Consider the following 13,211-nt stretch of genomic DNA (forward strand, 5'->3'; position numbering starts at 1 on the left):
CTTCCTTTGCGTGCCCAAAGGAAGTAATCAAGGAAAGGGCACCCTGTGAAATGCCTGTTTCCACGGGCTTTTCAATGGGGTTTTTACATCAGAAGCTCCAAAGGGTGTTATGCTATGTATAATCAATTCATTACAATACAATTCATTGTGGATTTCGGGGAATGGCCAGGTAAAAATATGCGGTTTGACTACTATCTCCTGCTATCGATACCTCATGAACGGGGCACTACCGGGCATCCATCGAAACACGGAACGTCCCAGAATTCTTTTCGGGAACCGGTTCATGCCTGCAATATCGGTGATCGGAGTCACGAAAACCATCTCCAGGAAATTTTCCTTCTCACGGATTTTATAACCCCATGCTACACCGGTTTCAAGCGGAAAAAACGATATGATATCCATCTGTGCTGTCAGTGTGACACCGACCGATGTCCGCGCCATCCGTCCCCAATCGCCCGGATCGAACGAATCCGACCATCCGGCGCCGTGATCGGTAAAGAAAGAACCGCGTAAGAGATTGAAATGCAGCATGTTTACTCCCAGCCCCCTGTCCGTGTAGATGAGCGGAAAACGGTATTCCATAGTGAATGTGAGCGTTTTCCGGAGCTTTAAGCCTCCCTCAGGAGCATCTTCATATCCGCGGGGGGCAAGTCCCACGTTTCTGTCATACACTCTTCCCGACTGTTCCTGATGCAAAAGTGACAGTTCGAATCCGTGATGCCTGAAAGGTGACGGAAGATACTGTTTTGCCACGACAACCTGGTTATGGCCCGGCAGCTCGCCGTGAAAGGCTTTCACCGCCTGTTCACGGTACACAAAGAGCGCCTGTCCCCATCCGGGAACCATATCTCTCGGAGCGTAATCGGGTAACCTCATAATCGTAACATCGCCGAAAAATGAGGGTGAAAAATCACGGGCGCGATCTATCGAAACAGTATCCTCGAGGCTGCTGAATTTACGAATGCACGCGCCTAAATCAACGCTCGAAGCAACCAGTTCGGGGACATAGCGGTGCAGCACATCGAGGCTTATCGAGAGCTCTCCCCCGCGCTCGCGGTTCCAGAAATCATTACTGTCCCGCAGGAAAGACACATCGCTCGATACATCGTAGAGACGGGCGTTGATAATCGGCCAGAAGGAACGGTTCGAAAGGCTGACATCGTAATAGAAACGGTTTGATTCAAGACCATACCGTACATCCGCGCCATAGAAATTCAACAGGAGAGGATCACATCCCATAAAATACAGACCCGCCTGTGTACCTTTCTCATCGGCGGTAATTCCGGCATAGGGAATATGGATAAAGGGTTTGTACGCCTCCCATAAAGGGATGCCATTCCCTTTGAATTCACCAACGGGTTCCAAACGGGCAAGGTCGGGCTCCGGAAGCCGGTCGGCGCTCTCGAAAGTGACCTCGCGGCCGTTTTGCGGATCGAAGGGAATTGTACGCACTTCACTGAAATCGCCGGAATGAACCATGAAAGACAGCGAGCGGCCATCGGGAGACACACCCGGCTCCAGAGCCGCCGTAAAGACAGATGTGAGCTGGAAAAGGCGCCTGGTTTCCAGATCAAGCGCAAAAATATTCCATAAACCGTCCCTCGACGACGTAAACACAAGCCATCTGCCATCGGGTGAATACGACGGATCGCCGAATCCGTATTCTTCCGGATTGATAAGCGGCGTTACCGAGCCGCTCCGGGGATCGACAAGAGCGATGGTGTTCAACGAACCGACTTTGGCGGTTACCGCTATGGTTTTCCCATCGGGAGACCAGCGCGGGGATTCCCACAGGCAGCCTTTCTCCGACACAAGCGTCCTGAGGCCGGAACCATCCGAATCGATCAGGACGAGGTCCAGCCACATGCCGTTACGGCGGAGAGCTGCGAACGTTTTTCCATCGGGGGAGATGTCCGCGGATACAATATGACTGTCACGGGTCAGACGCTCACGGTTCCCGGTTCCGGGATCGAGCACGACAAGATCGGAAACATCGAGCTCTCCCTGCCCGAGCGGATGGAAATATACCTCGGCGAACACCAGCCGTCCACCGGGCATGCGCCGCACCATTCCGTTTTCGGCCATACGCCCCAGAGGCGTTTCGGTGATTTTTTCACCGGTGCCGGGATTCATTTCGAGAAGCATGGTTTTCCGGTCATATCCTTTCATGACCGCCATGATGGTTCCCTGCGGAGTCCAGAAATAACTCACGCAGCCATCGAGACCGGCGGGAATAACGGTCTTACCGGCGGGTAATCCCTTCGACTCGACAACATCACGGAGACTGTCCGCCATTGAAGTAACGCTTTCCCGGTATTCTCTGTAGAAAGCCCGGGGCGATTTTTTCGTTATCCGCTTGAGCGCGCTCCCTGTTCCGCCGAACGGATGCGCTGCCTGACGGCTGCTGAGGCGTGCAAAGGCGTCCTCCCCGTACATCCGGTTAAGATAGTCGACCATGAAGAGGCCGGAGTGGTATATTCTCCCCGCGGGAGGCTTGTACGGCGCCTCGGTTCCCGCTGCGGACATGCCCCAGAGCCTCCGGTCGCGGGCATATGACAGCACGGTGCTCCGGAACAGGGGACTTCTCCCCCGACCGCCTGTCGTGAATTTCGTTTCGAGGTTTGTCGTAATCCCTTCGAGCGCCCAGCCCGGCGATTCAGCGTTCGACACCGCAAGACCATCGCCCAGAATCCTTGTCAGAGCGCCATACCATCCGCGCCGGGTGGTGATATGGACAAAGTGAGTGAATTCGTGGGTAAACACCAGATCGATAACATCGCCTGTCGAGCTGCCGAAGTATTTGAGATCGGAGCCCGGCGACTCGAACAGAGACATACGGTTTGGGAACGCGGAATAGAATCCGTTCAGCAGATCGGTATCGGAGTTCAGTATAATGGGCACCTTCCGGGGCCTGACGCCGAAGTATCCGGTCACATCGCCATAGACTTCATCGCCGAGCGAGAGAACCCGACGGGCGAAAGCCTCACGGCCTTCGGGATAATATACCGTAAACCGGTCATTACCGACAGTCCGCCACCTGACACCGGGATTGTAGCGGGCATTCACTTCCTGTACATGAAATATGAGCACAAATCCAAGCATCACGATCAACGAATATTTTTTCGCTTTTAAAATCATGAAAACTCCATATCCCGATGCGGACAGATACCACAGTTTTTATGAAAAATCCATGAACACAATATACATAATTCTTGCACACGGCAAAAAGTGTAACTGACAGTATACCGAAAAAATAATTCCCGTTTCATATCAGCAGGTATTTGCAGGTCAGCACCGAAATACATATATTGATTTTCGGTTTTGACCCGATGAATTGTTTGTGATACCATTTTTTATAACTTGACAATCCTTCTTACGAAAGGGAACGCGACACATGGTTAAAACACTCGCAATGGTTATACTCACTTTTGTTGCGCTGACAGTGCAGGAAATATCGGCGCTCGAACGGCCGGATGTTGAATTCAAGATATTCCAGTTCCCCGCCGATATGATTCCGCGGATCGACGGCGATACGGGCGACTGGGACATTGTCCCCGACAGCTACGCGATCGGTCTCGACCAGCTTTCGGACACGGTGAAAGGCATGGGCACGAACCTCGACCCGAAGGATTTCGACCTCAAAGTAAAAGTCGGCTGGGTCAAGGGACTCAACCGTCTCTATTTTCTCTATGAAGCCTATGACGACTACTGGGACTTCGACCGGTCCGACCTCCGCAACGATATTTTCGAAATCGTGGTGGACGGCGATCTGTCGGGCGGTCCTCTGATCAAACAGATGAATCCCAACAAGGACCGTGTCAGTGTCGAAGAGCTCCACTTCAAATTTCACAGCGTCCATGCACAGAATTATCATATTTTCACACCGGCAAAGGGCAAGGACTGGACCATGGTCTGGGGCTGCCAGCCATGGATCAAGGAACTCCCCTGGGCAAATGCCGCATACCGGTATAATTTCAAGCACGGCGAGAGCGGAAAACTCATCCTTGAATTCTGGGTCACACCGTTCGATTACGCCGCATACGAGGGTCCCGGGCGCTCGGTGGTTTCCAATCTCGAGGAAAACTCGCTCATCGGCCTTTCGTGGTCGATCCTCGATTACGACGGCGGCAAGGACACGTACGATGCATTCATGAACCTTTCCCACAAGACAACCATGTACGGCGATGCGAGCGACCTCTGCGCGTTCAGGCTCATGCCGCTCGAAAAGAATTTTCACCGGCCGATCGAGGCGAAATGGTCGTTCACGGTCGTTGACATGGACCGCCGTCTCGTCGCATTCAAGGATCGTTCGTACGGCGCGATTACCTCGTGGAAGTGGGACTTCGGCGACAGCACGACATCCGCGGAACAGAATCCCATCCATCAGTACGAAAAACCGGGCGAATATGTCGTCGTTCTCTCTGTCGAGGGTCCCGAGGGCAAGGACCGGCTGGCAAAAGTATGGGATGTGGTCCTGAAATAGGGGGATTAACGATCTATTCATTGATAATAATAGAACGCGGATTTACGCGGAATTCGATTTTTATTTATATCTTGATTGGTGTTAATGATTAACAATTACTAATATTAATACAAATAGTATGTTATATGAATTTGTGTCTTCGTAGTTAATTTTTTCATGAATAACACCCATGACCATAGATAGTCACAACGAAGAATGAAAAACATATGCGGATGAATATGGATTCCCGATTAAAGATTCGGGAATGACTGCATCATGGGGACTCCCGGCACCAGACCGCGGCTTCAGCACCGGAATCCGCAGATGTATTTACAGATAAATCCGGGTTATATACATAATCCGGATTAACTACCGGCGTAATAAAATTCGGCATCTTATTGAAAAATATGGGAGTAATAACAAAAACAGTTTTCAGTTTAAAAACAGGGAGATTTCTCACGTGACTACAAAAAACAATGAATCAGCGGGACGCCGCTCGTTTCTGAAAACCGCCGCACTTGCGGGAGCCGCGTCATTTTCAGGAGCCGCCGTGTCCGAAGCCGCACCCGTATACAACCGCAAGCTCCGTATCGGAGCGATGGGTGTCGGCGATTATTCGTTCATGAGCTACTGCTGGTCGGACATCATCGAGCCCGACAAGGAACCCAACAGCAAGCGGGGAAGTTTCGGAACATCGTTCCTCAACATGGATATCACCCATGTGTGGGATGTCAATCCCGAAGCCGCGCAGAAATTCGCGACCCGCATGGGCGCTACCGCGGTTAAAAAATACGATGACATGGTCGGTAAGATCGACGGCCTCATCATGGGAGGCTTTTACGAGGTTCCCTGGCAGCACAAGCTCGTGAAACCGTATGTCGAAGCCGGAATTCCGACCTATCTCAGCAGGCCGTTCGCCTATTGTCTCCGCGATATCGACGAGATACTCGATGCCGCCGCAAAACACAACACACCGATTCTCGCCACCGCAAAGCACGAGCATTACAACGAAGCCCCGGCCCTCAAAAGCAAGCTCGGCAGCCTCGGCCCCATCCAGGGCGTACTGGCGACCTGCAATTCGCGGGACTTCCCGGTGCATTTTCATACCCAGTTCATGCTCCTCCAGATTTTCGGTTTCGATGTCGACAGTGTATCGGTGATAACGGACGGCGACATGAAGAACACGTACCTTCAGGAAACCTATGTGTTCAAGGGATGGGAAGGCCAGCCGCCCTTCATCTGCGCGCTCCAGGGTGTGGCGAACAAGGACTCGTTCTCGATAACCGTGATGGGAAGCGAAAACACGACCTCCGCCTGCATGGTCAGAAGTCCAAACTGGCAGGACAGTCTCCTGTACCGTTATGCTCCCCAGATCATCGCGATGCAGCGGACATTCGAGGGAACCCTGTTCGAACCGCTCGAAAATATCAGGAAAAAAACGGAGATATTCCTGACGGGGTATTATTCGTACCAGGAAAAAGGAGGAGCACCCGTCAAAGTGGGAACTGTCTCGCCGGACTGGAAACCCCCTCTCATCAAACCCGACTGGATCGACGAGTCAATGTTCAAATGAAAGGCATAAGGCAGAAGGCACAAGGTAGAAGGGGAAAGACTTAAAGACAGGCACAAGGGAAAAGAATACCAGACTATAAACCATGAACCACAAACCATGAACCATTATATATAGGAGAATATATCATGGCTGGACATTCATCACGGCGTTCGTTTCTTTCAAAAAGCGCGGTCGCCGGCGCAGCAGCGCTCGCGGCGGGAACGCGGGCCGAGGCTGCTCCCGCCATGCCTCAGCGTAAGCTGAAGGTCGGCGCTTTCGGCGCGGTCGCTTACTCGTTCTGGGGATTATGGGCCGATCTTCTCTCTCCGGAGGGAAAAGTCGGAACGAGCCTGTTCAATATGGAATTATCGCACGTATGGGACAAGGACTTCGCCGAAGCCCAGAAATTTGCTTCCCAATGGGGCTGCGAAGCGGTGAAAAAGTACGATGACATGATCGGGAAGGTGGACGGTGTCGTCTGCGGCGGGCTGTACGAGGTTCCCTGGCAGCACAAGCTGTTCCGGCCTTACCTGAAAGCCGGTATGCCCTGCTACCTGAGCCGTCCCTGGTCCTACCGTATCAGAGACATGGAGGAAATGCTCGATCTCGCCGCAAAAAACAACGCGCCGCTCATCGCAACCGCGACCTACGAGCATTACAACGAGGCGGAAAGCCTCCGCGACAAGCTCAAGGGTGTCGGGCAGATAAAATCGGTTGCCGCGACTTGCACGGGCGGCGATTTCCCCCATTTCCACATTCAGCATATGATGCCGAAGATACTCGGGTACGATGTGAAGCAGGTTTCGCTCATGACCAACGATGTGAAAAAGCCTCAGTATCTTCAGGAGACGCTCCTGTTCGGCGGAAACGACGCCCAGCCGCAGTACCTCTGTACGATGCACTCGGCGCCGGGACCCTATGTCTTCCATATCACCATCATCGGCACCGAAGGAACCGAGGTGGCGAGCATGCCGGGGAGCACGAATTACTTCTACCGGTTCGGCACCCAGCTCATCGACATACAGAAGACACTCGAAGGCAAAACCTACCAGGATTTCGACATCGTCCGCAAGAAGCACCTGAACTGGATAACCGCCCACTATTCCCATGTGGAGCGTAAGGGCGCGTTTGTCGAAATCGGGACGGTTCCCGCAGACTGGAGCCCGCCGCTCTGGATGCCCGGCTGGCTGGATGATTCGCTGTTCAAGGATTGACAGGAATCAGGCAATATATTTTATTGCTCCGGCGGATAAATAATGATACCAATAGCAGGAACAGATGCCGAAACAAGTTCGGCATGACGTCATCCGATGTCACTGTTTATTCGCCAAAGCACTATAAACGGGCGTGTGAAAACATACCTTTTCACCGTTCATACAAGGAGATTGTCATATGCCGAAAACACCATCGAGGCGTTCGTTTCTCAAAAGCGGCGCCGCAGCGGGAAGCGCACTGATCGGTTCGGCAGCATCGGCATCGGCAGCCCGCACGCCATACAAACGTCCGACTCCCTCATCGACCGGGCTCATCGAGGTTGGTGTCATCACCTGCGGCTATTATTCCCACATCGAGGACATATGGGGACGGCTCATCAATCCCATCGGTGAGGATAAGGACGGCACCTACTGGCCGCGCCAGAGCGGCATGGTCATGACCATGGTCTGGGACCCCGACCGTAAAGCGGCGGAAACATTCGCTCAGAAGTACAACCTGAAAGTGGCGCAGAATTACTACGACATGGTCGACAAAGTGGACGGTGTCATACTGTCGGATTACTATGCGACGGGATGGTGGCCGCAGCTCTCGAAACCGTACCTCGAAGCGGGAATGCCGACCCTCATCAACCGTCCCTTCGCGCTCTCCCTCAAAGAGGCGAAGGAGATGATCGACCGCTCGAAAAAGTACAATGCGCCCATTCTGGTGCCATCCTCGGACGAGTACATGTTCGAGACCGTCCAGGCCCGTCACCGCCTTCAGATGCTCCTCGAGGGGGGCGGGCAGATTACCGGTGTCATGGCGTTCGAACCCTGCGGGGAATACCCGGCGCACGGCGTTCACAGCATTTACAACATCTATGCGATCATGGAACCCGATGTCATCGCCGCGAGCCTGTATGCGGAGAAATGGTGGGAATGGGGGCTCAAGGGAGGCATGATGAACTGGCTCGTCAAAGGCAAAGGCGATGCGCCGGATTATTATGTCGCCATACGGATGTCACAGGAACCCGATACCAACGGCTGGCTGATGATATCCACCACAAAAGGCCGGATTTACGATCCCAACGACCATGCGGGGGAGGTATTCACCCGTTACCGGAACATTTTCCTTCCCACGGTCATAGAATTCCAGAAATTGATCGAGACCCGTAAAATGTCCCAGACATACGAGCACATCATGGGAAAAACGACGACATACCTGACCGGTTTTTATTCAAATCTGGTGAAAAACGGCGCGCTCGTTCCCTGCTCGGAGCTTCCGGAGACATGGCGGGCACCGGAGGTCATGCCGGAACGGGTACCGAAGGATGTTTTCAGGTAATACCGCTTTCATCTCTTTACGAATATAAAAGAGTATGTGATTTTCACCGTTGAAGGAACCGGAAACACAAAAAAGGGGAAAAGTGCTTTTTATACCAAGCTGCGTTCAGTGAAGCAATAGTGTATAATAGCTGGCAACCCCCCATTTTAAGAACACTTTTTTTAGATGTTACTTCTTTTAGATGTTACTTCCTTTGCTTGCCCAAAGGAAGTAACCAAGGAAAGGGCACCCCGGGAAAAGCCTGTTTCCACGGTCACGGCCCGTTTTTCGGGAATGTGTGAACTCACGAGCCTTCGGCTCGCTCGAACAGCACCCATTCTTTTTCCGAAAACCGGTTGTGACCGCGGGGCTTTTCAACGGGGTTGAAAAATCGGAAGCTCCAAAGGGTGTTATGCTGTTTATAATCAATTCATTACAATAAAATAGTCATCGTGGATTTTTGGGGATAAGGTGAAGATGTTCCTGCCATCAACCATTATTAAGAACACTTTTTTTAGATGTTACTTCCTTTGCGTGCCCAAAGGAAGTAACCAAGGAAAGGGCACCCCGTGAAAAGCCTGTTTCCACGGTCACGGCCCGTTTTTCGGGAATGTGTGAACTCACGAGCCTTCGGCTCGCTCGGACAGCACCCATTCTTTTTCCGAAAAACGCTTGTGACCGCGGGGCTTTTCAACGGGGTTGAAAAACACCAGCAAGAATCATATTTATTCTATTTATAATCAATGTAATACAATACAATACATCGTGGATTTTGGGAGATCAGGTGAAGATGTTCCGGACAGCACCTATTTAATTTCCGAAAACCGGTTGTGACCGTGGGGCTTTTCAATGGGGTTGAAAAATCGGAAGCTCCAAAGGGTGTTATGCTAAGTATTACAATAAAAATTAATCATGGATTATAGGGGGGCAAGTGCATAATAGACCCTGAAATAAATTCAGGGTGACGGGAACGCCGTCATGCCGAACCGTTTTCAGCATCTTTTGGAATCATTGCGGTGAAATATTTTACCTGTTCTAGTACAACATAATATTTCTCCGTGTTCTCCGTGGCGGAAAACAAGTATTAACCGTAAACCATTCATTTACAGGGAATCATTCATGCGAGAACTTTTCATGATGCCGGGACCCACCGAAGTAGACCCGTCGGTCATACAGGCGATGTGCCGTCCCGCCATCAGTCATGGGGACAGCCGTTTTCACGAGGTCATGGACAGGGCCGCCGACCGTGTCGCCCGTATCATCGGAACCGCCGGACAGGTCATTATTCTGAACGCGAGCGGGCGCGGCGGTATCGAGGCGTCGTTTTCCACCGCCCTCGAACCGGGCGAAAAAATTCTCATCATCAACAACGGCGTTTTCGGGAACATGCTCAGGGAAATCGCCCGGAGATGCCGTCTCGAAGTGATCGAACTCATGAGCGAGCCGGGCAGGCCGCTCGACCTCAACAGTATCGACGAGGCGGCATCATCCCCCGGACTCAGAGCAATGGCCATCGTTCACTCGGAAACCTCCACCGGGATACTCAATCCCATCGAGGCAGTAGCGGAAATCGCCCGCCGCCGCAACCTTATTTGCGTCGTTGACGCGGTCAGCTCCGCGGGAGGAGCGGAAATCAGGATGGACGACTGGGGAATCGATTTCCTCTGCACCGGCAGCCAGAAATGCATCGGCTCGCTTGCCGGACTCGCGATGGTCGGAGTCAGCGACCGCATGTGGGACATATTCGACCGCCGCACGACCGTTCCGCAGAGTTTTTTCTTCGATCTGAGCCGGTGGAAGCTCATGTGGTTCCCGAAGGAAAAGGGCGGACTCCTCAAATTCAAATACCGCCGTCAGCCCATGACCATGGCCACACACCTCGTCTACGCCCTCGACGAGGCGGCGCGGCTCGCGCTCGACGAGGGTCTCGAAGCCCGCTTCCGCCGTCACCGCACATCATCAGCGGCTCTCCGGGCGGCGCTTCCGCACCTCGGACTGAGCCTCTTCCCCGATGTGAGCATCGCCTCGCCGACCACGACGGCCATCCTCCCGCCGGAAAATATCAAGGAGGGAGCGATTCGTAAAATTCTCAAAGAGCGGTACGGTGTCCTCGCAGCGGGCGGTCTCGAACAGTACTACGAAAAGATGTTCCGCATCGGTCACATGAACCTGACCGCCTCGTACGAGTATATCATGCCGACCGTCTCGGCGCTCGAACTCGCCATGCGGGAGCTGGGAGCGGACATCCGCCCCGGCGAAGCTGTCGCCGCCGCTCAGTCAGTGTATGAAAAAGGGGAGATGTGACACGATCTCCCCTCATTATCATTGAAATGATTTACGATTTTAGAAGTACGATTTACGATTTATAAAAGCCTGTCTACCCCAAATCAATCCCCTATTATTGCTCCGGCGGATAAATAATGATACCAATAGCAGGAATAGATGCCGAAACAAGTTCGGCATGACGTCATCCGATATCACTGTTTAATCGCCGAAGCAATAAATTGGGGACTGAAATCGTACATCGTAAATGCTTTTGTTCCTTTTCTAAAAGCGTGGTAAAAAAACCATGTATGTGTGGATATAAAGCTGTCAAGGGTCAGCACGTAATGGCCATCTCCCATTTTTTAAAAACACTTTTTTTATATGTTACTTCCTTTGCGTGCCCAAAGGAAGTAACCAAGGAAAGGGCACCCCGTGAAAAGCTTTCTCCCCCGTTCACTGCCCGTTTTTCGGGAATGTGTGAACTCGCGAACCTTCGGCTCGCTCGGACAGCACCCATTCTTTTTCCGAAAAACGGTTGTGACCGCAGGACTTTTCAACGGGGTTAAAAATCACCAGCAATAATTATATATTCTATTTATAATCAATGTATTACAATACAATTCAACGGGGTTTGTGGGAATGACCAGTCAGCATATAGTGCTGATCCCCGATTAATGATTCGGGAACATGTTTACATTCCCTTGACAGCGAACAAACAACATATTTCGTCATCGGGCGCGTGTAAAAGAGACTTTTTCACCGCCCTCCCAAACACAATCCAGTATATAACGCCTGTGTTACCGTGTCGGGTCGGACGGTTTTTTGATTTCGGCGCCCCCGACCTGACCGATCAGATCGAGCGAGGCATCGATACAGACCTGCTCGCATTTCGGGCTGTAATGAGTCATCACCGCCGCATAGCCGCCCTCGAGATACTCGTCGGCAGTGGGAATATAACCGCCGTGACCGCTCGTGAGGCCGATAACGAACGTCTTGTTCACCGGCGACTGCTGTTTGACCTTGAGGCCGATTTCGGTGAATACCTCGCACGGGAAGGTGACGAACACCGTATCGCCGATCCTGACCGCCTGTTGTTCCATGGACAGAGGCGCCGGGTTCGGATGGCTCTCAACCCACCGTGCGCACCCGAGTGTAAGACCGGAAAGAAATACGTTCACACGATACTGGTCGAGAACACGCTTGCCGATGGTATCGGCTTTTTTCTCCATCTCCGCCAGTGTGTCGCGCGCCTGTTTGTCCAAGCGCTCCGCTTCTTTCGCGGTTATGGGATAACTGTCCCTGAGCGGGTAATCGGTGAATTTACAGGCGGTTTTCACCACCGGGTCGCCCGCAGTCGTTATTGAGGGCAGCGCCTTGAGCACCGCTTCGCTCATCTGACGGCCCTTGACCTCGGCATACCAGAAGTTACGGACCGGCATCTCGGCGCCGACCGCTGAAAGCTCGGCGGAATACCCGACCTTGGCATCGCCCTGGGCGGACTGGTAGAATGCAACCCAGACATTCTGGCCGACAACCTCTTTGATACCCTTGATGGCATAATAGGGCCAGTCCTCGGTAAATTCGAGGTTGTGGAGACTGAGCGCGGACGGATGACAGCCGTAATTGAATGCGACTCCGAGAAGTTTCCCCTTCGCATCCTCCACTTTAATGATCCCCGTCCCGGGATCGGGATGAAGGCCACCGTACTGCATCCTGCGGTCGTTCCTGCCGAGCTCGAGAACCACGGTGGCGCCGGTTCCGATACGGCCGGGCACACGGTTCTTCCATGCGGTTACACCGCTTTCGACCGAGCGGTCGACAAGCAGTTTCTTGTAGTCGTCTCCGGCTCCGCCAATATCGGGACCGGAATGAGTATGAGTCGCGCTGATAACGATGTGATCTTCGGGAATTTTGGTCTGTTCGTTGATACCCTTACGGATCTTTTCGAGCAGATCGCGCGGTGTGTTGATGATTCCCAGGGTCATGAGAACGGCGGTGTTGCCATCGGCGCCCTCGATAACGAGGCTCCGGGCGAATAGGTCGTCATGAACACCCTTCGACACATCAGGACGGGCATATCCCGCCATCGGTACCCCGACAGGCGGCGTGATAATCGTTTCGGCCATTCCGACCCTGACTTTCGGGACTTCCTGCTGTGAACATCCGGCTGTCAGGAACAGCAGCACTGCAAGTACCGCAGCCAATCCCGATACAGCAATACAATGAAACGTCGTAAATTTCCTGCGCATATCCGTACAACCTCCTTCATGTAAATGAGCGATTCTAAAACAGATTTATCTGAAAATATCGTAACATATTTCACCACGGAGACACGGAGAACACGAAGAAAAATAATTCATGCAATATTTTGTTTTATCTGAAAAATGTATGCAGTCGATATGGATTCCCGATTAA

General features: G+C 52.5%; 8 protein-coding genes. 6 read left to right on the forward strand and 2 right to left on the reverse strand.

Annotation, left to right across the window (positions count from 1 at the left end):
* Positions 1-201 precede the first annotated feature (201 nt).
* A complete protein-coding gene (locus LLG96_06930) occupies positions 202-3,138 on the reverse strand; it encodes a hypothetical protein (GenBank protein MCE5249938.1) in 2,937 nt (978 codons plus the stop codon).
* Positions 3,139-3,394: 256 nt separating this feature from the next.
* Between LLG96_06930 and LLG96_06935 the strand changes: the two genes are divergently transcribed.
* The 6 genes from LLG96_06935 to LLG96_06960 all read left to right on the forward strand — a co-directional run bounded on the left by LLG96_06935 (position 3,395) and on the right by LLG96_06960 (position 10,835).
* Complete coding sequence (locus LLG96_06935; GenBank protein MCE5249939.1) at positions 3,395-4,483, forward strand: PKD domain-containing protein; 1,089 nt, start codon at positions 3,395-3,397, stop codon at positions 4,481-4,483.
* A gap of 439 nt (positions 4,484-4,922) precedes the next feature.
* The gene (locus tag LLG96_06940; protein ID MCE5249940.1) at positions 4,923-6,035 is read left to right on the forward strand and encodes a hypothetical protein; all 1,113 of its coding nucleotides are present in this window, start codon (positions 4,923-4,925) and stop codon (positions 6,033-6,035) included.
* Positions 6,036-6,160: 125 nt separating this feature from the next.
* Positions 6,161-7,228 (forward strand): hypothetical protein, encoded by a 1,068-nt coding sequence (locus LLG96_06945; protein MCE5249941.1) that lies wholly within the window; start codon positions 6,161-6,163, stop codon positions 7,226-7,228.
* A gap of 178 nt (positions 7,229-7,406) precedes the next feature.
* Positions 7,407-8,552, forward strand: coding sequence for a Gfo/Idh/MocA family oxidoreductase (locus tag LLG96_06950; GenBank protein ID MCE5249942.1), 1,146 nt, complete (start codon positions 7,407-7,409; stop codon positions 8,550-8,552).
* 277 nt (positions 8,553-8,829) lie between these two features.
* Positions 8,830-8,973, forward strand: coding sequence for a hypothetical protein (locus LLG96_06955; GenBank protein MCE5249943.1), 144 nt, complete (start codon positions 8,830-8,832; stop codon positions 8,971-8,973).
* Between the two features lie 677 nt (positions 8,974-9,650).
* Entirely contained in the window at positions 9,651-10,835 is a 1,185-nt protein-coding gene (locus tag LLG96_06960; GenBank protein ID MCE5249944.1) for an alanine--glyoxylate aminotransferase family protein, read from the forward strand.
* Between the two features lie 758 nt (positions 10,836-11,593).
* On the opposite strand, the gene LLG96_06965 is transcribed toward LLG96_06960, so the two are convergent.
* Positions 11,594-13,045 (reverse strand): neutral/alkaline non-lysosomal ceramidase N-terminal domain-containing protein, encoded by a 1,452-nt coding sequence (locus LLG96_06965; protein ID MCE5249945.1) that lies wholly within the window; start codon positions 13,043-13,045, stop codon positions 11,594-11,596.
* Positions 13,046-13,211: the final 166 nt, after the last annotated feature.

The organism is bacterium, assembly GCA_021372535.1.
In the GTDB taxonomy this organism is placed as follows: domain Bacteria; phylum Latescibacterota; class Latescibacteria; order Latescibacterales; family Latescibacteraceae; genus JAFGMP01.